The organism is Micromonospora sp. CA-240977, from assembly GCF_050942285.1.
In the GTDB taxonomy this organism is placed as follows: Bacteria; Actinomycetota; Actinomycetes; order Mycobacteriales; family Micromonosporaceae; genus Micromonospora.
Genome location: NZ_CP192055.1, coordinates 3836414 through 3859113, shown reverse-complemented (window position 1 = coordinate 3859113; position 22700 = coordinate 3836414). Strand labels below are relative to the sequence as shown.

Here is a 22700-nt window from a genome sequence, read left to right as displayed (position 1 = left end):
CCGGATCGCGTACGGCTTGACCCGGGCGAGGCGCGCGGGCCGCGAGTCCCGGCACGTACGCTGGGTGACCGTGAGACGCACGATGTTCGGTCGCCCGCTGCGCGGCGTCGCCTTCGACGTGGCCGTTTCCGCGGTGGTGGCCCTCATCGGGCTGGCCGGCGCGGCGAACCTGGCGGGCGGTTGGGCGGCCGCGCTGGTGGCTGCGGGGATGGCGGTGGCGCTGCTGTTCCGCCGCGCGCACCCGGGCGCGGTGACCGTGGTGATCGCCGCGCTCGGCCTGGTGCAGGTGATCGCCCAGTGGGGTCCGCTGCCCTTCGACGTCGCCGTCCTGGTCGCGCTCTACAGCGTGGTGAAGTACGGCGAGCGGCTGCGCGCCGCGGTGCTCGCCGGTGCGGCCGCCGCCGTGGGAGTGCTGCTCGCCGCCGTGCAGACCCCCGGTGTCATCAGTTGGTGGGTGACCGCGCTGTGGTACGCGCTTGTCACCGGCGCGGTGTGGTTGGTCGCGCTGAACGTGCGGACCCGCCGGCTCTACGTGCTCAGCCTTGAGGAACGGGCCACCACCCTGGAACGTGAACGGGAGGCCGAGTCCCGGGCGGCGGTCGCCGAGGAGCGCACCCGGATCGCCCGTGAGCTGCACGACGTGGTCGCCCACAGCCTGGCGGTGATGATCGTCCAGGCCGACGGCGCCCGGTTCATGCTCGACCGTGACCCCACCCAGGCCCGCACCGCAGTGAAGGTGGTGGCGGACACCGGCCGGGCGGCGCTGGAGGAGATGCGGCGGTTGGTCGGCGTCCTGCGCGACGCCGGTCCGTCCGGCGGCGACGGGCTCGTGGCGGCCGCCGACCCGGAGCACCGGCGTCTGGCGCTGGCCGAGCTTCCCGACCTGCTGGCCCGGTTCGGTGACGCCGGGCTGCACATCCGCAGCACCGTCACCGGCGAGCAGCCGGCCCTGCCTCCGGGTTTGGAGCTGACCGTCTACCGGGTGGTGCAGGAGGCGCTGACCAACGCGCTCAAGCACGCCGGCGTCGGCGCCGGCGTCGAGGTCGCGCTGACCCACACCGCCGGGGCCGTCGCGGTCCGGGTGCGCGACGACGGTCGGGGTCGCCCGCTGGTCAGCCCGGCGCCGTCCGGCGGTCACGGTCTCCTCGGGATGCGGGAGCGGGTGACGGTGTACGACGGCAGCCTCACCGCCGGCCCCCGGCCGGCCGGGGGCTGGCAGCTCGAAGTGCGGCTACCGCTACCGTCGGAGCCGGCAACGGAGGTGATCGCGGCATGACGGTCCGGGTGGTGATCGTGGACGACCAGGCGCTGGTCCGCGCCGGGTTCCGGATGGTGCTGGACTCCCAGCCCGACCTGGAGGTGGTCGGGGAGGCGATCGACGGTGCCGACGCCCTGCGGGTGCTCGCCCGCACCGAGGCCGACGTGGTGGTGATGGACATCCGGATGCCGACGATGGACGGCGTGGAGGCGACCCGGCGGCTCTGCGCCGACCGGCCCGCCGGCCCGCCCCGGGTGCTGGTGCTGACCACCTTCGACACCGAGGCGGACGCGTTCGCCGCGCTACAGGCCGGGGCGAGCGGGTTCCTGCTCAAGAACGTCCCGCCGGAGGAGCTGTTGGCCGCGATCCGGGTGGTGGCCCGGGGCGACTCGGTGGTCGCCCCGTCGATCACCCGGCGGCTGCTGGACCGGTTCGCCGGGCAGCTCGGCGCCACCCCGAGCGCGGACCCCCGCCTCACCCAGCTCACCGAGCGGGAACGGGAGGTGCTGCTGCTCGTCGCCCAGGGCCTGTCCAACGCGGAGATCGCCGCCCGGGTGCACGTGGCCGAGGCGACGGTGAAGACCCACGTCGGTCGGATCCTGGCGAAACTCCAGCTGCGCGACCGGGTCCAGGCGGTGGTCCTGGCGTACGAGAGCGGGCTTGTGACACCCGGCGGATGACGCCGCGTACGACCTGGGTCGTAGCGGGTGGCGGGCGCACCGCGACCCGGGGCGCACGCAGGTCGAGCGCGCAGGTGGAGATCAACCGACCCGTCGCGGCCATAGCGTCGGAGGGGTCCGATCCACCACCTGCACCGGGAGCCCCGCATGATCCGCCTGACCCTGCGCTCGTTGCGTGCCGAGGCGCTGCGCATGCTGCTCTCCGCGCTGGCCGTCGTGCTCGGTGTCGCGTTCGTCGCCGGCACGATGATCTTCGTCGACGGGATGCGCGCCGGGGCGTACGAGCGGGCCGGCACCTTCGACAGGCACACCGACCTGGGTGTCTACTCGGCCGGCCGGGAGTTGTTGTCCCCGGCCCTCGTCGACCGGGTGCGTGCGGTCGACGGGGTGGCCGCCGCGGCCGGCGAGCTGACGAACACCGCCGGGATCGTCGGCGCCGACGGCCGTCCGGTGCTCGGCTTCACCATGCTGGTGGCCATCCCCACCGAGCAGGCTCTGCGCTCGTACGACGTGGTCGCCGGCCGACTGCCCGACCGGCCCGGGGAGGTGGTGCTCGACGCGCCGACGGTGGCCGAGGAGGGCTTCGCCCTCGGCGCCGAGGTCCGCGTCGGCGGCAGCGGCGGCGCGGCCCGCCCGTACACCCTGGTGGGCACCGTCGACGTGGCCGGCACCGTCCGCGACGTCGGCGGCCCGTTCGTCGGTCTGGTCGGGCCGGACGCGTTGGCCCTCACCGGCGAGCGGGGCTACGGCCGCGTCATGGTGGCGACCCGACCGGGCGCCTCCGTCCCGGCGGTGACCGAGCGGGTGCGTGCCGTGGCCGGCGGTGAAGCCACAGTGAAGAGTCGTCAGCAGATCCTCGACGACGCCGTCGAGGAGGCGGTCCGCAACGTGGACCAGTTCCGGATGCTGCTGTTGATCTTCGTGGCGGTCGCCGTGGTGGTGGCCGGCTTCGTGATCGCCAACACCTTCGCGATCGTGCTGGCCCAGCGCACCCGGCGCACCGCGCTGCTCCGCCTGATCGGCGCCACCCGGGGGCAGGTCTTCCGGGCCGCCCTGCTGGAGTCGGCGGTCCTCGGGCTGGTCGCCTCCGCGGCCGGGGTGCTGCTCGGGGTGGCCCTCGCCGGTGGACTGCGGCAGCTGATGTCCCAACTGGACGTACCGGGCGTCGGCGGCCTGACCGTGCGCGGTTCGACGGTGCTCACCGGCCTGTTGCTGGGCACCGGGCTCACCGTCTGCGCCGCCCTGCTGCCGGCCTGGCGGGGCACCCGGATCGCGCCGGTGGCCGCGCTCACCGACGCGGCGGTGCAGCCGAGCCGGGGCGCCGGTCGACTTCGGTTGGCCTTCGGCGCGGTGCTGCTGGCCGCCGGTGTGGCCGCGCTGGCCGGCGCCGCCAGCGCCGGCCAGGTGGTGCTGGTGGCGGCGGGCGGGGTGCTGACCTTCTTCGGGATCGTGCTGTTCGGGCCGGTGCTCGTCCCGGCGCTGGCCCGGGTGTTCGGCTGGCCGGCCCGTCGCGTGCTCGGGGCCACCGGCGCGCTGGCGGTGGCAAACACTGTCCGCAACCCGCGGCGGGTCGCCGCCACCGCCACCGCCCTGGTGATCGGGATCGGACTGGTGTCGGCCTTCATGGTCGGCGCGAGCAGCACCAAGGAAGGCATCGAGCGCAGCGTGGACGCGCAGATCGGAACGGACTTCGTGGTCAGCGGAATCGGTCAGGACCTCCCTGCCGCGCTCACCGGCGAGCTGGCCGGGCGCCCCGAGTTGGGGGTGGTGCACGAGCAGCGCCACACTGTCGTCGCCGACGTCGAGATCCGGGCGGCCCACCCGGCGCTGGTCGGCCGGACACTGGGCGGGGTGCTGGCCGGCGACGCCACCCGGGTCGGACCCGGGCAGGTGCTTGTGCACCGGGAGTTGGCGCAGGCACGCGGCCTGCGGGTCGGTTCCCCGGTGACCGTCGCGCAGCGGTCGTTCCGGGTGGCGGCGGTGGTCACCGACGACACGCCCGCCGACGGCGCGCCCGCGGGTCACGTCATCGACATGGCCGACGCGGACTTCGCCGCGCTCTTCCCCGGTCAGCGGGGCTTCCTGGCCGAGATCGACCCCGCCGCCGGGGTGAGCGCCGAGCAGGCCCGGGACGTGATCGAGGCGGTGCTGGCCCGCTACCCGACGGTGAACCTGATGGACCAGGGCGCGTACAAGAAGATGCTCACCGGCACGGTGGACATGCTGCTCGCCTTCGTCACCGCGCTGCTCGGCCTGGCCGTGGTGATCGCCCTGGTGGGTGTGGCGAACACGCTGAGCCTCTCGGTGGTCGAGCGGACCAGGGAGAACGCCGTGCTACGGGCGGTCGGGCTCACCCGCGGACGGATGCGGGCGGTGCTCGCCGTCGAGGCGGTGCTGATGGCGCTTGTCGGTGCGGTGCTCGGCGTGGGGCTGGGCACCGGCGTCAGCGCCTCCGCGATGGCCCTGTTGAGCCGACTCGGCGGAGACTTCCACGTGGTGCTGCCGCTCGGCCAGCTCGGGCTGATCCTCGGCGTCGCGGTGCTGGCCGCCCTGCTCGCCTCGGTCCTGCCGGCCCGTCGGGCCCTGTCCCGCCCGGTCGTCGAGGCGCTCGCTGACCAGTGAGCGATGCTGCCGGCCGGCCCCGGCGACGGGCCCGGCCGGCCGGGACGGAAAGACGGACATCCGCCGGCCGGCCCCGCCGTCTTCCCCGGCGGCGGGACCGGCCAGCGGTGCCGGGTCTACAGGCGCTCGACCATCGGGCCGACGCACCGGTTGCGGGTGTCGAAGACGTAGCGCGCGTGCCGGACCACCAGGTCGTAGTCGAAGCTGTCGTGGTCGGTGACCACCACCACCGCGTCGGCGGCGCGGACCTCCTGCTCGGTGAGCCCGACCACGGCGACCCCGGCCGGGATGTGGTGCGCCTCGGCGTACGGCTCGACAGCGTGCACCTCGGCGCCCAGCGCCCGCAGCCGGAGGGCCACGTCGACAGCGGGGGAGTCGCGCATGTCGCCGGTGTTCTTCTTGTACGCCAGACCGAGCAGCAGCAGCCGGGCGCCGCTGACGGCCCGGCCGTCCCGGTTCAGGCCCGCCATGATCCGTTGCGCGACGTGCTCGGGCATCTCGTGGTTGATGTCGTTGGCCAGCTCGATGAACCGGAACTGCCGGCCGAGGCGGCGCTTGACCTGCCAGGACAGGTAGCACGGGTCGATCGGCAGGCAGTGCCCGCCGACTCCGGGCCCGGGTCGGAACGGCAGGAAGCCGAACGGTTTGGTCTCGGCGGCGTCGATCGCCTGCCAGACGTCGATGTCGAGGTGGTGCGAGAGCATGGTCAGCTCGTTGATCAGCGCGATGTTGACCTGGCGGAAGGTGTTCTCGATCAGCTTGGTCAGCTCGGCCACCTGGGTCGAGCCCACCGGCACTGTGCGTTCCACGAGGCGCTGGTAGAACTCGTCCACCCTGGCCAGCGACGCCGCGTCCACGCCGGAGACGACCTTCGGCGTGTTCTCCAACTGCCACGTCGGGTTGCCCGGGTCGATCCGCTCCGGGCTGTAGCCGAGATGGAAGTCTCCGGGGCTGCGCAGCCCGCTCGCCGACTCCAACAGTGGGCGCAGCAACTCCTCGGTGGTGCCCGGGTAGGTGGTCGACTCCAGGATCACCGTGCACCCCGGGCGGACGTACGGGCCGATGCCCACCCCGGCCTGCTCGACGAAGCTCAGGTCGGGGGTGCCGTCGCGCAGGGGGGTCGGCACGGTGATGACGCAGATGTCGAAGCCCTCGGCATCGGTGTACTCCGTGCTGGGGTTGTACCGGCCGCTACCCAACGCACGGCCCAGCCGGTCGGTCGGGATGTCCTCGACGAACGACTCGCCGGAGGCGAGACGCTTCACCCGGTCGGCGTCGACGTCGAGGCCGACGACGTCCAGCCCCGCCTCCACCGCGCGCATGGCCAGCGGCAGCCCGACGTACCCCTGACCGATCACGACCAGCTTTTCAGCGTTCACCCAGGCTCCCGCGGCAGATGGTGGATATGACCTGCTGAGGAGCCTAGAGGGGTGTTCGGCGACCCAAGTCCGTTTTGGGGATATCGGTGCTGGTGGGACTATCCGCGCTGGGCGAAACCGGCGCGCTCAGTTGAGCTCCGGTCCCTCCGGGACGGTCGGCGGGCTCTCCGGCGCGGTCGACGGAGGCGCCGACGGCGGGGTCGTCGGGGCGCTCGGCGGGGTGGTGGTCGGCGCCGTGGTGATCGTCGGCGGCACCGCCGGTGTCGGCGGGCTGGTCGTCTGGCTGGGGGCCACGCTCGGTGTGGCGGAGATCGACGTCGAGGGGGAGTTGCCGGGCGCCACCGGCCGGTCGGGCCGCGTCGGGCCACCGGTGGCGATCTGCTCGTTGCCCGCGGGCAGGTCCAACGGGCCGCTCGGCGCCGCCGTCGGCGAGCTGGTCGGCAGGTTGACCGCCGGGTCCTCGCTGGTCCGGTGTGTCGTGGCCAGTGCCACCCCGAGCCCGACCAGCGCCACCAGCACCGCCACCGCCGCGCCGACCAGGGGGCCCCGCCGTCGCTCACGCCCGGTCTGGGCCGCGCCTGCCACCGCCGCGCCAGCCGGCACGTCGGTGCGGGTGCCCGGCCCGGCGTCGCGCAGCGGAACGGCCGCCGCCATCGCGGTCGGCGGCTCGCCGCCGGTGACAGCGGTCCGGGCGGCCTCGGCCATCGCCGCGCCGCTGCTGAAGCGGTCCTGCGGGTCCTTGGCCAGGGCCCGGGACACCAGGGCGCGGACCGCCTCCGGAATCTCGTGCGGCAGCTCCGGCGGCTCGTCGTCGAGGTGCCGGACGGCAACCTGGAGCGGGTTGTCGCCGGTGAACGGAGGACTGCCGGTGAGGCAGCAGTAGGTGACCGCGCCCAGCGCGTAGATGTCGGTGGCACCGCTCACCGGTCGGCCGGCGGCCTGCTCGGGGGCCATGTAGAGGGCGGTGCCGGGCACCGCGTTGGTGCTGGTGATGCTGGTGATGTCGAGCGAGCGCGCCACGCCGAAGTCCACCAGGACGACGGTGCCGTCCTCGAGCACCAGCAGATTGCTGGGCTTGACGTCGCGGTGCACGATGCCGCCTCGGTGCGCGGCGTTCAGCGCCGCGGCGGCCTGGGCCACGATCGACATCGTCTCGGCCACGTCGAGGCGGCCGGCCGTCTCGATCCGCTTGGACAACGGCTCGCCGGCGACGAACTCCATGACCAGGTAGTCCGCCCGACCCGCGCCGTCGGGCAGGTCGTCGGCGCCGCAGTCGAAGACCTGCACGATGCCGGGGTGCCGCAGCGCCGCCATGATCCGGGCCTCGGCCCGGAACCGGGCGATGAAGTCGGGGTCGGAGACCAGTGTCGGCAGCAGCACCTTGACCGCGACCTGCCGGCCGAGGATCAGGTCGGCGGCAAGCCAGACGTCGCCCATGCCGCCCGTGGCGACACGTTCGTCCAGGCGGTACCGACCGCTGAGCACGACCTCCGATGACAACACCGCAATACCGTACCCAGAGTGGCGCGCGGGAGCGTGACACGGGCCGTCAGCCGAACGAGTGACAGCGGCGGCGCATTCCGCTGACCTGTGTGGACATCCCGTTGTTGTGACGCTGCGACAACGTGCCGTGACGAAAAGTGACATATTTCGGCGCGACGTTCGCCGGTCGTGGCCGAAAGGTGTGCCGCAGCCTGGTTTGCGCGATCTGATCACGGGCAGTGATGACGACACGCCGACCCGGAGGGTTGATAATTGTCACTCTTCCGTGACAACGTGCCGGCTTGTCGCGTCAGTGGCCCCGTCCTAGCGTTAGCCCGGCTCGCGCCGCCCCGGTCGCCTCGACCGTCGGCGCGCCGAGCCGGCTACCCTGGCGTGGGCCCACCAGAGACCCCGGCCCGACGACCTCGGTCACGGGTGGGACCAGATTGGCGGAGGGCGGTGCGGGGGCGGGTGTGGAGCGGGCGGACAATGCGTACCGCGTGGTCTGCCGCACCGCGGCAGAGCAGCGCGCCGCGAGCCGGACAAGCCGCGGGCCGCGGATGACCGGCGAGCTGTCGGAGGCGGTCAGCGCGGCGCAGGCGGGGGACGAGGACGCGTTCCGGCTGCTCTACCGCAGCCTCCAACCGGGCCTGCTGCGCTATCTGACCGCCCTGGTCGGCTCGGACGCGGAGGACGTCGCCTCCGAGACGTGGCTGCAGATCTCCCGCGACCTGCCCACCTTCACCGGTGGCGAGTTCCGCGCCTGGACCGTCACCATCGCCCGCAACCGGGCGATGGACCACCTGCGCCGGCTGCGCCGCCGACCGTCCCTGCCGGTCCCGGTGCACGCGCTCGTCGACCTGGCCAGCGAGGCCGACACCGCCGAGGGCGCCAGCGAGACGATCGGCACCGAGACCGCCCTGGCCCTGATCGCCACCCTGCCTCCCCGCGAAGCCGAAGCAGTCCTGCTGCGGGCCGTGATCGGGCTGGACGCGGGATCCGCCGGGCGGGTGCTGGGCCGTCGGGCCGGTGCCGTCCGGACCGCCGCCCACCGTGGTCTGCGACGGCTCGCGGCAGTGCTGGAGCGCCAGCGCGCGGCCGAGCCGTCCGTCGAGGTCGACGGGGTGCCGCCACCCCGCACGGGCGGCAACCCACCCCTGCGGGCACCGCACGCCGAGCCGGCGGACGGCTGACGTGAGGGGATTCTGGATGAACCCGTTCCGGCGCGTCGACCATGCCGAGACCGAACGGCTGCTCGACTCGGCCCGCGCCGCCGTGGACGCCACCGCGTACCAGTCCCGCCGGGCCGACGCGGCGTCGTCGCCGGCCCCCGTACCCCCGGCGGACCCGGTGGCCGGCGTCCTCGCCGCCGCCGCCGCTCCGGCCCGGTCCGGCGAGTTGGCCGGCGAGGAGGCCGCGCTGGCCGCGTTCCGGGCCGCCCGGGCCAATCCGGCGCCGTCCGTGCCCCACCGGCCCGGCCGTCGCCGCCTGACCACCGGCGCAGTGGCCTGGATCGGCGCGGTGGCGGCCACCGCCACGGCCGGCGCCGCCTTCGCCGCGGTCACCCTGGACCGGACGCCGGACCCGGTCGCACCGGCGCCGACGCGGACGTCGTCGAGCCCCGACCGGAGCTCCACGTCCGGCGAGCGGACGGCGCCACCCGGCCCACCGTCGCCGGGTCACCCGTCCTCCGGCGCGCCGGTGGGCCCGCCGTCGCCCGGCCCGCCGTCGCCGGGTCACCCGTCCACCCCTGGCGCGCCCCCCGGCGAGTTGCCCGGCCTGTGCCGTTCGTGGCAGGCCAAGAAGCCCGAACAGCGGGAGCAGGCGCTGCGGACGCGGGCCTTCGAGCGGTTGGTCGCCGCCGCCGGCGGCGTCGCCGAGGTCCCGGCGTACTGCCAGCGGATGGCGCCCGAACCCCGGCCGTCCGAGCCGGCGAAGCCCAAGGCGCCACCTCCGTCGACGGGCCACCCCGCGCCCCGGTGAACGACCGGCGGTCGGCGCGTTTCCGTTCCGCCCTACGCGGGAAATTCGTCTGTTAGACAGGGGTGGGTGGCGCCGTGCACGCCCCGACGGTGTCGGTGGGTGGGTTTACGGTGGCACGGTGTCCCGGAGTCGGCACACGGAGAGGGGTCCCGACCGTTGGTGACGTCACCCGAGTTGGACCGCAGCGCCATCCTGCGCGAGTCCGGGGCCGCGGGCCGGCACCTCGCCCGGATCTGCTTCAAGACCGGCCCACCGACACTCACCGGCGTCGAACTGGAATGGACAGTGCACGACGCCGCCGATCCCGCCCGCCCCGTCGACCCGACGCGGCTACGGGCGGCGCTGGGGCGGCACAGCCCCGCCACGCTGGATGCCACAAGCCCCGCCGAGCCGCTGCGACACGGCGGCCTGGTGACCCTCGAGCCGGGTGGCCAGGTGGAGATCTCCACCCCGCCCCGCCCCTCGGTCACCGCGTTGATCCAGGCCACCGAGGCCGACATCGCCCAGGTCACCGACCTGCTGGCCGCCGCCGGGCTGATCCTGGGCCGCAGCGGCATCGACCCACACCGACGGCCCCGCCCGGTGCTGGAAACACCCCGCTACCGCGCGATGCGCGGCGCCTTCGACAAACACGGCGCGGCCGGCCGCACCATGATGTACAGCACCGCCGGCCTGCAGGTCTGCCTCGACGCCGGTGAGCCGGACCAGGTCGCGGCACGCTGGGCGGCCGCCCACGCGGTCGGGCCGCCGCTGCTCGCGGTGTTCGCGTCGGCCCACCGGCACGCCGGGCGGCGCACCGGCTGGGCCTCCGCGCGGATGGCCGCCTGGCTGGCCATCGAGCCGGCCCGCACCCGCCCGGTCTGGACACCCGGCCGCGTCGACGAGGATCCGACCGCCACCTGGATCCGGTACGTGCTGGCCGCGCCCCTGCTCTGTCTGCGCCGGCACGGCACGGACTGGACCGCGCCACCCGGCGTGACCTTCGCCGACTGGCTCGACGGCGCGTTGCCCCGACCGCCCACCACCGACGACCTCGACTACCACGTCAGCACCCTCTTCCCGCCCGTGCGTCCCCGCGGCTATCTGGAGCTGCGCTACCTGGACGCCCAGCCCGACCGGGACTGGCGGCTCCCGCTGGCGGTGCTGACCGCTCTCTTCACCGACCCGGGCACCGTGCGCGCGGCGCACGCCCTCGCCGCGCCGGTGGCGCACCGCTGGTCGGCCGCCGCCCGGCACGGCCTGGCCGACGCCGCGCTGGCCGCCGCCGCGGCGGCGCTGCTCGACCTGGCCCTGCGCACGCTGCCCCGGCTCGACCTGCCGGCGGGCATCCACGACGAGATCCAACACGGACTACGACGGCGGTTGACCGCCGCGACGAGAGGGCGGGACAGGTGAGTACGAGCACGACGGAACACACCGACGGGGAGCGGTTGCGCGACCGGATCGCGGGGGAGTTGGCACGGGCGCGTGCCCGCACGACGCTGCTCACCGAGGTGGTCGACGACGCGGATCTGCTGCGCCAACACTCACCGCTGATGTCGCCGCTGGTCTGGGATCTCGCCCACGTGGGCAACCAGGAGGAGCTGTGGCTGGTCCGTGACGTCGGAGGCCGCGAGCCGGTCCGGCGCGACATCGACGAGCTGTACGACGCGTTCAAGCAGCCGCGACGGGACCGTCCCGCCCTGCCGCTGCTGCCGCCCGCCGAGGCGCGCGCCTACCTGCACACCGTCCGGGACAAGGTGCACGACCTGCTCGACCGGGTGGCCTTCACCGAGCGGCCGCTGGTCGCCGACGGGTTCGCCTTCGGCATGATCGTCCAGCACGAGCAGCAGCACGACGAGACCATGCTCGCCACCCACCAGTTGCGGTCGGGGCCGGCGGTGCTGCACGCCCCGCCGCCGCCCGAGCCCGCCGTCCGGGTGGGCGGTGAGGTGCTGGTGCCGGCCGGCGAGTTCACGATGGGCACCGACACCGACCCGTGGGCGCTGGACAACGAGCGCCCGGCGCACACCGTCGACCTGCCGGCGTACGCCATCGACGCCGCTCCGGTCACCAACGGGCAGTACGCGGCCTTCATCGCCGACGGTGGCTACGCCGATCAGCGGTGGTGGAGCGCGGCGGGCTGGTCGCACCGGCTCGAGGAGCAGCTCAGCGCGCCGATGCACTGGCGGCGGGACGGTGACGGGTGGTCGTACCGGCGCTTCGGCCGGTGGAGTCGGGTCCGCGCCGACGAGCCGGTGGTGCACGTGTGCTGGTACGAGGCGCAGGCGTACGCGGCGTGGGCCGGCAAGCGGCTGCCGACCGAGGCGGAGTGGGAGAAGGCGGCAAGGTGGGACCCGGCGACCGGGCGGTCCCGTCGGTATCCCTGGGGGGATGACGACCCGACCGAGGCACACGCCAACCTCGACCAGCGTCACCTGTGGCCGGCGCCGGTGGGCGCGTACCCGGGTGGCGCCTCGCCGCTGGGCGTGCACCAGCTCATCGGTGACGTCTGGGAGTGGACCTCGACCCCGTTCGACGGGCATCCCGGCTTCACCGCGTTCCCCTACCGCGAATACTCGGAGGTCTTCTTCGGCGACGACTACCGGGTGCTGCGCGGCGGCTCGTTCGGCACCGACCGTTCGGCCTGTCGGGGCACCTTCCGCAACTGGGACTATCCGATCCGCCGGCAGATCTTCAGCGGCTTCCGCTGTGCCCGCGACGTCCGGCGGGACGAGTCGTACCAGTGATCCACAGCACGGCCGGCGGCCCGGCGGGGACGGGGTGCTGATGTGTCGCCACCTGGCCTACCTGGGGCCGCCGGTCACCCTTGCCGAGGTGCTGTTCGATCCGGCGCACTCGCTGGTGCGGCAGTCCTGGGCGCCCCGCGACATGCGCGGCGGCGGCACCATCAACGCCGACGGGTTCGGGGTCGGCTGGTACCCGGGCGACGGTGAGCCGGTGCGCTACCGACGGGCGCAGCCGATCTGGAGCGACCCGACCATCGCCCAGCTCGCGGCGGTGACCCGCACCGGCGCGTTGCTCGCGGCGGTGCGCTCGGCCACCGTCGGGATGGCGGTGCTCGACAACGCCGCCGCGCCGTTCGCCGAGGGTCGGTGGCTGTTCAGCCACAACGGCGTGGTCCGCGGCTGGCCGGACGCGGTGGTCCCGCTCGCCGCCGGGCTGCCGGTGCGTGACCTGCTCACCCTGGACGCCGCCACCGACTCGGCGTTGCTCTGGGCGCTGGTGCGGCATCGGCTGCGCGGCGGCGAGGACCCGGCCGAGGCGGTCGGGCGGACGGTGGCGGACGTGGCCGCGGCGGCCCCCGGGTCGCGGCTCAACCTGCTGCTCACCGACGGCCACCGGGCGGTCGCCAGCGTGGCCGGGCACGCGTTGTCGGTCCGGGAGACGCCGGGTTCGGTGCTGCTGGCCTCCGAGCCGCACGACGACGATCCCGGGTGGCGGGCGGTACCGGAGGGGCACCTGGTCCTGGCCACGGCGGGCGAGGTGCGGGTACGCCCGTTGCCGACCCGGTGAGCCACACCGGTCGTGACACCAACTGTTGTTCGAGCAGAGAGGCGAATCGATGACCGCGGAACCGTTGGAGATCTACCTCGAAGAGGGCGACCTGGAGCGTGGCCTGCGCGACGACGTCCGGGCCGGGCTGAGCGCCGCGCAGAAGTGGCTGCCGCCGAAGTGGTTCTACGATGCCCGGGGCAGCGAGTTGTTCGAGGAGATCACCCGGTTACCCGAGTACTACCCGACCCGGGCCGAGCGGGCGGTGCTGGCCGAGCGTGCTCCCGCCATCGCGGCGTTGACCGGGGCGAAGACCCTTATCGAGTTGGGTTCCGGGTCGTCGGAGAAGACCCGGCTGCTGCTTGACGCCTTCAGCCGGCGTGGCGGGCTGGGCACGTTCGTCCCGCTCGACGTGTCGGTCAGCGCGCTGTCGAGTTCCACGGCCCAGATCGCCGCCGACTATCCGCGCCTGCGGGTCCGCGGCATCGTGGGCGACTTCACCCGGCAGTTGGACCGGCTGCCCACCGGCGGCCGTCGGCTTGTGGCGTTCCTGGGCGGCACCATCGGCAACCTGCTGCCGGCCGAGCGGGCCGAGTTCCTGACGGCGATGCGCGGCGCGCTGGAGGTCGGCGACTGGCTGTTGCTCGGCACCGACCTGGTGAAGGACCCGTCGGTGGTGGTGCCCGCGTACGACGACGCCGCCGGGGTGACCGCCGAGTTCAACCGCAATGTGTTGCGGGTGATCAATCGGGAGTTGGGGGCCGACTTCGACCCGGGGGCGTTCGAGCACGTGGCCCGCTGGGACCCGACCCACGAGTGGATTGAGATGCGGTTGCGGGCGACCCGGCCGATGCGGGTACGGGTGCTGGACCTGACAGTGGACTTCGCCGCGGGGGAGGAGCTGCGCACCGAGGTCTCGGCGAAGTTCCGCCCGGAGGGGATCGCCGGGGAGTTGGCCACCGCGGGCTTCGCCACGACGGAGTTCTGGACCGACCCGGACGGGCTCTTCGGGGTCACGTTGGCGCGGGCGCGGTGAGCCGGTTCACCCACCCCGGCCCGGCCCAGTGGTGATCCGATAGGCTGGTCCGGCGAAGGGGAGTAGCCCCCAATGTCGTGGTCGACATACTGGTGCGTTCCGCATCCGGCCACGCGGCCCCGGTCTTCTCCGGGGCGGGCGAGACCTTCGACTCAGGCTGTTGCAGCCGGGTCGAGGGCACCCCTGTACCTCCTCCCGGCGTGAACGGGAAGGATGTCATGGAGGGATTTTTCGCCGCGCTGGTGATCAGCTTCGGCGTCATCTTCGTCGCCGAGCTGGGGGACAAGTCCCAGTTGATGGCGCTGACCTTCGCCACGCGGTTCAAGCCGATCCCGGTGCTGATCGGCATCACGGTCGCCACGGCGGTGGTGCACCTGGCGTCGGTGGCCATCGGCGTGGGCCTCGGTGCGGTGCTGCCGACCGACTGGATCTCCCTGGTGGCCGGCGTGGCCTTCCTCGGCTTCGGCGCGTGGACGCTGCGCGGCGACAAGCTCACCGAGGAGGAGAAGCGCAAGGCGGAGAAGACCAGCAAGACCGCGATCGTGGCGGTGTCGGTGGCGTTCTTCCTGGCCGAGCTGGGCGACAAGACCATGCTCGCCACGATCACGCTCGCCACCAAGTACGGCTGGTTCGGCACCTGGCTCGGCTCCACCATCGGCATGGTGGCCGCGGACGCGCTGGCCATCCTGGTCGGCCGGATGCTCGGTAGGCGGCTGCCGGAGAAGGCCATCAGGTACGGCGCCGCGATCCTGTTCGCCATCTCCGGTCTCTGGCTGATCCTGGAGGCGGTCAACGAGCTGACCTGAGCGCCGACTAGCTGGCCCGAGGGCGGGTAACGGCCCGGGGTGGAGCCGGCCGAGCTGTTGCGCCAGGGCGACCAGGTGCTGGTTGCCGTGGTGGAGGTGGCCGGCGCGCTTGTCATCTTCGTCGGAGCGGTCTGGGCGGCGGTGCGGTTCGTTGTCGAAGGGCTGCGACACCGCACCGCCGCCCGCTTCACGCCGATCCGGCTCTCGCTGGGTCGCTTCCTGACCCTCGGCCTCGAATTCCAGCTGGCGGCCGACGTCCTGCGGACGGCGGTGTCCCCGTCGTTCGACCAGATCGGCCAACTGGCCGCGATCGCGACGATCCGAACGGCGCTGAACTACTTCCTGGGCCGGGAGATCCGTCAGGAGCAGCGGCAGGTGGCCGAGGGTGAGCGTCGGCCGTGACGGGCGTCCTGATCACGGTGGTCACCGCGCTGGCGTTGGTCGCCGGGGTGGTCACCGCGCTCAGCACCGGGGCGCTTCGGGTCGCCGTCCGGGTGCTGCTGGACCTGCTGACCGCGACCGGCCTGCTCCGGCTGGCCGGCGATCCGGGGTGGAACGGTCTGGCCGGCGCGGTGGCGATCATCGCCCTGCGTCAGCTGCTCGGGGCGGCGCTGGGCACGGCACGGCCGTGGTCCGGGCGACAATCCCGGGCGCGCTGCGCCGGCGACGATCAGCACCTACCGTTGGCGGTGAGAGGCCAGACCGGGAAAGCGGGAGGATGACCAGATGAGCCGGCACGACGAACCGAACGAGTACGGCTACGCCGGCGGCGCCACCGCTCCCGAGCCGCCGCCCGGCGGCAAGGCCGACGAGCAGGATCGGGTCGAGGCGGTGGCGGTGCCGGGCGACGACCTCACCGCACCGACGGTGGAGGCGCTGGCCGAGGAGACCGAGGACCGGCCACCCGCCGAGCGTCGTCGCTGAGCGCGCGGCCTGCCGGGTGAGCGCCCCGCCGGCGCCCGCGGCCACCGTTCACCGGTCGGCGGGCCGCTGGTAGACGTCCGGCACGCCGTCGCCGTCGGCATCGAGCCGCTCCCGCTGCGCCACCCGGCGGTACACGGCGTTGCGGCGGCGGAGCACCGTGGCGGCCAGCCCGGCGGAGACCACCGATCCGAGCAGCACCGCCACCTTGACCCGGTCGTCGGCCGTGCTGCCCGCGCCGAAGGCCAGGTCGCCGATGAGCAGTGACACGGTGAACCCGACGCCGGCCAGCAGGGCGATCCCGCCCAGGTCCGACCAGGTGATGTCCTCGTCCAGCTCGGCGCGGGTGAACCGGGCCAACAGGTACGTCGAGCCGAAGATGCCGATGCTCTTGCCGAGCACGAGTCCGGCGACGATGGCGATCACCACCGGGTCGGTCAGCAGGGCGCCCAGGTCGGTGCCGCGCAGTGTGACCCCGGCGGCGAACAGGGCGAAGATCGGCACCGCGATGCCTGCCGACACCGGCCGCCACCGGTGCTCCAGGTGCGCGGCGAGCCCGCCCTCGTCTGTCCCCGTGGCGCCGGTGCCCGGCTGGCTGTCGCCCGCCGGCCGGTGGCGGGCGAGCACCGGGACCATGAAGCCGAGCAGCACACCGGCCACCGTGGCGTGCACCCCGGAGGCGTGCACGAGTGCCCAGGCCGCGGTCGCCAGGGGGATCAGCGCCCACCACCACGTGCGGCCGCGTCGCACCAGCGCCGCGAAGACCCCGATCGGCGCCAGCGCCGCGAGCAGCGGTACGGGATGGAAGTCGGCGGTGTAGAAGATCGCGATGATGGTGATGGCGAACAGGTCGTCGACCACGGCGAGGGTGAGCAGGAAGGCGCGCAGGCCCTGGGGTAGGTGCGAGCTGACCAGCGCGAGCACGGCGAGCGCGAAGGCGATGTCGGTGGCGGTGGGAATCGCCCAGCCGCGCAGTCCCGGCCCACCCCCGGTCACGACGACCGCCACGTAGATCAGCGCCGGCGTCAGCATCCCGCCGAGGGCCGCCACCACGGGCAGCGCGGCCCGACGCGGGTCGCGTAGCTCACCGGCGACGAACTCCCGTTTGAGTTCCAGACCCACCACGAAGAAGAAGATGGCCAGCAGGCCGTCGCCCGCCCAGGTGGCCACGTCCAGGTCGAGGTGCCAGGGCGCGCCGCCGGGCCAGGGCACCCAACCACCGAGCCGGGTGTACGAGTCGGACCAGGGCGAGTTGGCCCAGACCAGCGCTGCCACGGCGCCGAGCAGCAGCAACGCCCCACCGACGGTCTCGGTGCGCAGCACGTCGGCCAGGTGCCGGGCCTCGGGCCAGGACGATCGCGAGAACAGCCGAGGCTTCGACGGTGGGGAGGGGGAGGTCATCTGCGGTGTTCACCTCGGAAGTCGGGACGGCAGGAATCCACTCGCCGACCAGACTTCCCGGCACACACCGCTGGCGACCCTATCCGGGTTCGTGTGCGGCGGCGACCGCAGGGGCCGTTCGGTCGGCATCCGACCGGCGCCGACTTTTCCCGGGTCTCGCCGCTGCCGAATGCACCTTCGCCCGGTTGGTTATGCGGGCGCACGTGTCGGAGGCAGAAACGCCTAACTCCGGACATAAGCCGTATGAGCGGCTTTAATGGTTTCACGAGTTTACAGCGACCTTGGGGGTTTTCGTGAAGTTTTTTGGCGTAACCGGACCGACGCGGAGGCGCTCCTGATGGACCTGCTCCGCCAATTGCGCCACGTGCGTCGGCACTGGTGGGTCGTGCTGGTCACGGTCATGGTGGCCCTGGGCGCCTCGGCGTTCCTGACCGTACGGGCACAACCCCGGTACGTCGCCTCGGTGACCTTCTTCGTCACCACCCCCAACTCCGGCGTCAGCGATGCCTACCAGGGTGGGCTCTTCCTCCAACAGCGCGTCAAGTCGTACGCCGACCTGCTCACCAGCGACCGGCTGGCGCAGAGCGTGGTGGCCGAGACGCCGGTGGGCCTCACCGCGGACGAGGTGCGTAGCCGGGTGAGTACCTCCACCGAGACGGGCACCGTCCTGCTGCGCGCCTCGGTCACCGACACCGACCAGACCCGGGCGTTGCGGGTGACGGAGTCGCTCGCCGCGAAGTTCGTCGACCTGGTGCAGAAGGTCGAGACGACCCCCGAGGGCAAGGCCCCGATCAAGATCGAGGTGGTAAGCGGCCCCCGGGTCACCGCCAACCCGGTCTCACCGCAGCCGACGCGCAACCTCACCCTCGGCGGCTTGATCGGCCTGATGCTCGGCGTCGGCCTGGCGATCCTGCGCGGCGTCGCCGACGTCCGGCTGCGGGACTCCGCCGGTCTGCAACGCGCCACGGGCAGCCCGCTGCTCGGCGAGATCCCCTACGAGGGCAGTGCCCGCTCCGAGCCGCTCATCATCGGCGACGCCGCGACCTCGGCCCGCGCCGAGGCGGTGCGCAAGCTGCGGACCAACCTGCGTTTCGTGGACGTCCACGAGCCGGCCCGGGTCATCGCCGTGACCAGCGCGTTGCAGGGCGAGGGCAAGACCACGCTCTCCTGCAACCTGGCCATCGCACTGGCCGAGGCGGGTTGGCGGGTGTTGCTCGTCGACGCGGACCTTCGCCGGCCGAAGGTCGACGAGTACCTCGGGCTGGATGCCGGGGTCGGCCTCACCGATGTGCTCGTCGGCGACGTGAAGGTCGGCGACGTGGTGCAGCGCTGGGGCGACAAGTCGATGCTGGTGCTGCCCAGCGGTTCCGCCCCGCCGAACCCGAGCGAGCTGCTCGGTTCCAAGGCGATGTCGGATCTGCTGCTGGCGCTGCGGGAGTCGGCGGACATCGTGATCATCGACACCGCCCCGCTGCTCGCGGTGACCGACGGCGTGGTCGTGGCCGTGCAGGCCGACGGTGCGCTGCTGGTGAGTCAGCAGGGCCGTACCTCACGGACCCAGGTGGCCGCTGCGGCCCGCGCGCTGCACTCGGTCTCGGTCCGCCTGCTCGGCTGCGTGCTCAACATGGCCAAGGTGGCCAAGGCCGAGGCGTACCAGTACGAGGCCTATCGGGTGGTCGCCTCGACACCCCCGGCGTCGGTACCGGCGGACCGGGTGGCGTCCGGCCGGCACAGCGACACCACCACCGGGGTCAACGGCGTCGCCGACCACACCCAGGAACTCACCCGGCTGCCCCGATGAGCGCGGCGAGGGGTCGCAGCGACCGTTCGATCTCCTCGGCGCAGCGTCGGAAGTCGGCGGATGTGCCGCCGATCGGGTCCCGAAGGTCGTCCGCGTCCGGGGCGGCGGGTTGCAGCCGTCCCCGGGCCTGGGCGACGGCGGCGATCGCCGCCCCCAACGTGTCGTCCGCCGCCCCGGCGGGCGGCTCGGCCGCCGCGGCCAGCCGACCGAACTGGCGCAGGGTGAACGTCCGGTGCAGGGCGCTGGGCGCCAGCGCGGTACAGATCGAGCGCTGGCGGCGGGTGGCGGTCAGCACCAGCGTCGCGTCGATGAGGTACTCGGGCCGCAAACTCCGGGTCCGGAACGCCGACGCGTCCGCGCCGCCCTCGGTCGCGACCTCCAGGGCGTACGGATGCATGGACAGCCCGTCGATCGCGTCGGTGCCGGCGCTGGCCACCGTGACGGGCCGGTCGGCCAGCAGCCGGCGGGCCAGATGTTCGGCCATCGGCGACCGGCACAGGTTGGCGTGGCAGACGAACAACACGCGGTCAGCCATCGGTGCCCCTCTCGTCGGTGCGGACGCGGGCGGGCACACCGTGCGAACGGTGCGTCGGTGCCGGCGGCCGCGCGGGGAGGGGTTGTCGGAATCGTACGCGCGCCGTGCGCCCGTCGGTCAGGGTGCCGCGCCGGTCGACGCCGATTCGCAGCGGACGGGGGCGCGGCGATGAAGATCGGCATCCTGTCCTACCACTTTCCGCCCGAGCCGGCGTTCATCCCCGGCAGCCTCGCCGAGGAGTTGGCCGCGCGGGGGCACGAGGTCCGGGTGCTCACCGGGTTTCCGGACTACCCCGGCGGGCACGTCTATCCCGGCTGGCGGCAGCGTTGGCACCACGAGACGCACAGTGAACGGCTGACCGTGCGCAGGGTGCCCCGCTACCCGGCCGGCGCCACGTCCACCGGCGCTCGGATGGCCAGCTACCTCTCCTTCGCCGGCAGCGCGACGCTGACCGCCCGTCGGTACTTCAGCGACCTCGACGCCCTGTACGTCTTCCAACTCCCGGCCACGACGTTCGCCGCCGCCGGGGTGCTCCGGCTGCTCGGGCAGGTGCCGGCGGTGCTGCACGTCCAGGACGTCTGGACCCGCGACGGCGTCGACGAGGCCGCCGAGGGGCGCTGGGTGGCGCGGATGGGCAGCGCGATGACCCGGATCTACCGGTCCGCCGCGCGGATCGCGGTCGCCGCGCCGTCGATGCGGGATCTGGTCGTCGCCGCCGGCGCCGAACCGGACCGGGTCCGGTTGGTGCTCAACTGGACCGACGAGCGGATCTTCTATCCGGCGACGCCCGGCGCGGCGGCCCGCCAGCTGGTCCGGCGCGACGGTCGGTGCGTGGTCATGCACGCCGGCACGATCGGCCCACGGCAGGGCCTGGAGACCGCGGTCCGGGCGGCCGCGGCGCTGGACCGGACGATGGACCTGGTCCTTGTCGGTTCGGGCTCGGCCGAGCGGCGGGTCCGAGGGCTCGCCGCCGAGTTGGGCGCGGACAACGTCCGCTTCGTGGAACGCCGGTCGCCGGTCGACATGCCCGAGCTGTACGCCGCCGCCGACTATCAGCTGGTCATGCTGCGTGACCTTCCGGAGCTGCGCGGCACGGTGCCCGGCAAGCTGCAGGCGGCGCTCTCCTGTGCCGCACCGGTGGTCGCGTCGGCCGGCGGCGACACCACCGAGCTTGTCGAAAGGGTCCGGGCAGGACTGTCGTGCCCGCCGGAGGACTGGGCGGCGCTGGCCGACCGGTTCTGGTTGGCCGCCACCATCCCGCCGCCGACGCGTACCGAGATGGGTCGCCGGGGGCGGGCCGCGTACCTGCGGGAGATGTCGCTGCCGGCCGGCGTGGACCGGATCGAGCGGCTGCTGCACGAGGCGGCGGGACGGGTCCCCGAGCCCGCCGGTGAGCTTCGAAGGAAATTCGCTTAAAGGGCGAAGAATCTAATAACGGTACGAAGTTCCCCGACGCGTGCTAAGAACGTCAGGGAACCGACCTTCTGTCCGGTTCCGCGAACGGGAGTGTGGTGTGACGGAAAGCGAACGGCCGACCCGGCGACGGAGCCGGTCCCGGCGTCGTCGGCGTGCCCGACTGCGACGTGCCCTCCTCGGCGCCCTGGTCGTCGGCTCGCTGCTGCTGGCGACCGGCGGATGGATCGGCTTCCGCGGCTGGCAGGCGCGTACCCACCTGCTCAACGCCGCCGGCCTGGCCCGGGAGTTGAGCGCCCAGGTGGTGGGCGGGGACACCGACCGCGCCCTGCGGACGCTCGCCGCCCTCCAGGAGCAGTCCGGCGCCGCTCGGGCGGCGACGGCTGATCCGAGCTGGCGACTCGGTCGGCGCACGCCGATCGCGGGCGACGACCTCGACGCCGTCCGCCGGATCGCCGTCGCCATCGACCAACTGGCCCGGGAGGCGTTCCCGAGTCTTCTGCGGACGGATCTGACCAGCCTGGTGCCGACCGGCGGACGGCTGGATCTCGCTGGGCTCACCGCCGTGTCCACCGAGCTGACCGGGGTCAACGAGTCGGTGCAGCGGACCCGTCGGGACCTGGCTTCGGTGCCGGCCGACCGCCTGGTCAGCCAGGTCCGGCAGGCGTTGACGGACCTGCGCGACGAGATCGACCGACTGTCCAGCCTCACCACGGCCGCCGACCAGGGAGCCCGCCTCCTGCCGCCGCTCCTCGGCGCGAACGGACCGCGACGGTACCTGCTGGTCTCGCAGAACCTCGCCGAGCTTCGCGCCACCGGGGGCATGTTCGGCGCGTACGCGATGATCGAGGCGGAGAACGGCGCGGTGAAGATGGGCAAGCAGGGCAGCAGTGCCTCGCTGGGCCGGTTCACCCCGGCGCTGAAGGTGCCCGCCGAGACCCGGGCCCTCTGGACCGACCTGCCCGGCATCTATCCCGCCGACGTCAATCTGTCTCCGCACTTCCCGACCGCCGCCACGCTGTACCGCGAGATGTTCCGACGCTCGACGGGCATCACCGTCGACGGGGTGCTCGCCGTCGACCCGGTGGTGCTGTCCTACCTGCTCAAGGCGACCGGCCCGGTGTTGGTGCCCGGTGGCGTCCCGCTGGCCAGCGAGAAGGTCGTGCAGACCTTGCTCAACGACAGCTACCAGCGGCTGAACGTACGCCAGCAGGACGCGTTCTTCGCGGCGTCGGCCGCGTCGGTCTTCGACGCCTTCTTCAAGAAGAATGTCAACCCTCGTGTGTTGTTGTCCGCATTTGACCGTGCTATCACTGAACGCCGGATATTGTTCTGGAGTGCCCGACCTGAGGAACAGCGGACATTCGGCGCGAGCCGGATGGCCGGGACGCTTCCGGAACAGGACACCGTGCCGACCGTCGGCGTTTTCCTCAACGACGGCAGCGGCGCGAAGCTCGGCTACTACCTGCGGCCGACGGCGAACCTGACGGTCGGCGAATGCCGGCCCGATGGCCGCCGTGAGCTTCGGCTGCGGGTGACCCTGCGCTCGACCGCGCCGAAGTCCGGACTCAGTGAGTCGGTCCTCGGTCTCGGCATGGCTGGTGATCCGTACACCGTCCGCACCTTGGTGTCCATCTTCAGTCCTGCGGGCGGAGCGGTGCTCGAGGCCCGGCTCGATGGGGCCGAGACGGCCGTTGGTAGCGGCACCGAACGCCGGCGTCAGGTGGCGACCGCCAGCGTGGACGTCGCCCCCGGCGCCGAGAAGGCGTTGGAGGTCACCGTGCTGACGGCCAAGACCGGCGTCGGGCAAGCCGAGTTGTGGCTGACCCCCACCGCCAGCCCCTGGACCACCCAAGTTCATTCCGCACCAAGCTGTGACCAGTAGGAG

At 73.2% G+C, this 22700-nt stretch carries 20 protein-coding genes; 16 read left to right on the top strand and 4 right to left on the bottom strand.

Annotated features, from left to right (window positions below; translation table 11 throughout):
- The first annotated feature begins 64 nt into the window (after positions 1 to 64).
- The 3 genes from ACQPWW_RS17905 to ACQPWW_RS17895 all read left to right on the top strand — a co-directional run bounded on the left by ACQPWW_RS17905 (position 65) and on the right by ACQPWW_RS17895 (position 4560).
- The gene (locus ACQPWW_RS17905) at positions 65 to 1276 is read left to right on the top strand and encodes a sensor histidine kinase (protein WP_433124040.1); all 1212 of its coding nucleotides are present in this window, start codon (positions 65 to 67) and stop codon (positions 1274 to 1276) included.
- Complete coding sequence (locus tag ACQPWW_RS17900; protein ID WP_433124039.1) at positions 1273 to 1938, top strand: response regulator; 666 nt, start codon at positions 1273 to 1275, stop codon at positions 1936 to 1938. Before ACQPWW_RS17905 ends, ACQPWW_RS17900 begins: the two co-directional genes overlap by 4 nt.
- Positions 1939 to 2085: 147 nt before the next feature.
- Positions 2086 to 4560 (top strand): ABC transporter permease, encoded by a 2475-nt coding sequence (locus ACQPWW_RS17895; protein WP_433124037.1) that lies wholly within the window; start codon positions 2086 to 2088, stop codon positions 4558 to 4560.
- Between the two features lie 116 nt (positions 4561 to 4676).
- On the opposite strand, the gene ACQPWW_RS17890 is transcribed toward ACQPWW_RS17895, so the two are convergent.
- Positions 4677 to 5939, bottom strand: coding sequence for a nucleotide sugar dehydrogenase (locus ACQPWW_RS17890; RefSeq protein ID WP_433124036.1), 1263 nt, complete (start codon positions 5937 to 5939; stop codon positions 4677 to 4679).
- A 126-nt stretch (positions 5940 to 6065) separates the two neighbouring features.
- Positions 6066 to 7442 carry a serine/threonine-protein kinase gene (locus ACQPWW_RS17885; protein WP_433124034.1) on the bottom strand — a complete coding sequence of 459 codons (1377 nt, stop codon included), beginning with the start codon at positions 7440 to 7442 and terminating at the stop codon, positions 6066 to 6068.
- A gap of 539 nt (positions 7443 to 7981) precedes the next feature.
- Between ACQPWW_RS17885 and ACQPWW_RS17880 the strand changes: the two genes are divergently transcribed.
- From ACQPWW_RS17880 to ACQPWW_RS17835, 10 genes are all read left to right on the top strand, one after another.
- Positions 7982 to 8614, top strand: coding sequence for an RNA polymerase sigma factor (locus tag ACQPWW_RS17880; RefSeq protein WP_433124032.1), 633 nt, complete (start codon positions 7982 to 7984; stop codon positions 8612 to 8614).
- A gap of 16 nt (positions 8615 to 8630) precedes the next feature.
- Positions 8631 to 9404: a hypothetical protein gene (locus tag ACQPWW_RS17875; RefSeq protein ID WP_433124030.1), complete on the top strand. Its 774-nt coding sequence runs from the start codon at positions 8631 to 8633 to the stop codon at positions 9402 to 9404.
- A gap of 156 nt (positions 9405 to 9560) precedes the next feature.
- Positions 9561 to 10799, top strand: a complete 1239-nt coding sequence (gene egtA, locus ACQPWW_RS17870; RefSeq protein WP_433124029.1) for an ergothioneine biosynthesis glutamate--cysteine ligase EgtA — start codon at positions 9561 to 9563, stop codon at positions 10797 to 10799.
- Positions 10796 to 12133 carry an ergothioneine biosynthesis protein EgtB gene (gene egtB, locus ACQPWW_RS17865; RefSeq protein WP_433124028.1) on the top strand — a complete coding sequence of 446 codons (1338 nt, stop codon included), beginning with the start codon at positions 10796 to 10798 and terminating at the stop codon, positions 12131 to 12133. The genes egtA and egtB overlap by 4 nt, the downstream gene beginning before the upstream one ends.
- 40 nt (positions 12134 to 12173) lie before the next feature.
- Positions 12174 to 12920, top strand: coding sequence for an ergothioneine biosynthesis protein EgtC (egtC, locus tag ACQPWW_RS17860; protein ID WP_433124027.1), 747 nt, complete (start codon positions 12174 to 12176; stop codon positions 12918 to 12920).
- Positions 12921 to 12969: 49 nt separating this feature from the next.
- Positions 12970 to 13935 (top strand): L-histidine N(alpha)-methyltransferase, encoded by a 966-nt coding sequence (gene egtD / locus ACQPWW_RS17855; protein ID WP_433124025.1) that lies wholly within the window; start codon positions 12970 to 12972, stop codon positions 13933 to 13935.
- A 218-nt stretch (positions 13936 to 14153) separates the two neighbouring features.
- Entirely contained in the window at positions 14154 to 14741 is a 588-nt protein-coding gene (locus tag ACQPWW_RS17850; RefSeq protein WP_433124024.1) for a TMEM165/GDT1 family protein, read from the top strand.
- Positions 14742 to 14780: 39 nt separating this feature from the next.
- Positions 14781 to 15143 carry a DUF1622 domain-containing protein gene (locus tag ACQPWW_RS17845; RefSeq protein ID WP_433124022.1) on the top strand — a complete coding sequence of 121 codons (363 nt, stop codon included), beginning with the start codon at positions 14781 to 14783 and terminating at the stop codon, positions 15141 to 15143.
- Positions 15140 to 15463: a hypothetical protein gene (locus ACQPWW_RS17840; protein WP_433124021.1), complete on the top strand. Its 324-nt coding sequence runs from the start codon at positions 15140 to 15142 to the stop codon at positions 15461 to 15463. Before ACQPWW_RS17845 ends, ACQPWW_RS17840 begins: the two co-directional genes overlap by 4 nt.
- A gap of 4 nt (positions 15464 to 15467) precedes the next feature.
- The gene (locus tag ACQPWW_RS17835) at positions 15468 to 15665 is read left to right on the top strand and encodes a hypothetical protein (RefSeq protein WP_433124020.1); all 198 of its coding nucleotides are present in this window, start codon (positions 15468 to 15470) and stop codon (positions 15663 to 15665) included.
- A gap of 48 nt (positions 15666 to 15713) precedes the next feature.
- Here the strand turns inward: ACQPWW_RS17835 and nhaA are convergent, their stop codons facing one another.
- Entirely contained in the window at positions 15714 to 17063 is a 1350-nt protein-coding gene (gene nhaA, locus ACQPWW_RS17830; protein ID WP_433124019.1) for a Na+/H+ antiporter NhaA, read from the bottom strand.
- Between the two features lie 337 nt (positions 17064 to 17400).
- Between nhaA and ACQPWW_RS17825 the strand changes: the two genes are divergently transcribed.
- Positions 17401 to 18864 carry a polysaccharide biosynthesis tyrosine autokinase gene (locus tag ACQPWW_RS17825; protein ID WP_433124018.1) on the top strand — a complete coding sequence of 488 codons (1464 nt, stop codon included), beginning with the start codon at positions 17401 to 17403 and terminating at the stop codon, positions 18862 to 18864.
- Here the strand turns inward: ACQPWW_RS17825 and ACQPWW_RS17820 are convergent.
- Entirely contained in the window at positions 18845 to 19399 is a 555-nt protein-coding gene (locus tag ACQPWW_RS17820; RefSeq protein ID WP_433124016.1) for a low molecular weight phosphatase family protein, read from the bottom strand. The genes ACQPWW_RS17825 and ACQPWW_RS17820 overlap by 20 nt on opposite strands.
- Positions 19400 to 19567: 168 nt before the next feature.
- On the opposite strand from ACQPWW_RS17820, the gene ACQPWW_RS17815 reads away from it, so the two are divergent.
- Complete coding sequence (locus ACQPWW_RS17815) at positions 19568 to 20815, top strand: glycosyltransferase family 4 protein (RefSeq protein WP_433124015.1); 1248 nt, start codon at positions 19568 to 19570, stop codon at positions 20813 to 20815.
- Between the two features lie 97 nt (positions 20816 to 20912).
- On the top strand, positions 20913 to 22697 hold the full coding sequence (locus ACQPWW_RS17810) for a DUF4012 domain-containing protein (RefSeq protein WP_433124013.1): 1785 nt from the start codon (positions 20913 to 20915) through the stop codon (positions 22695 to 22697).
- Positions 22698 to 22700 lie beyond the last annotated feature (3 nt).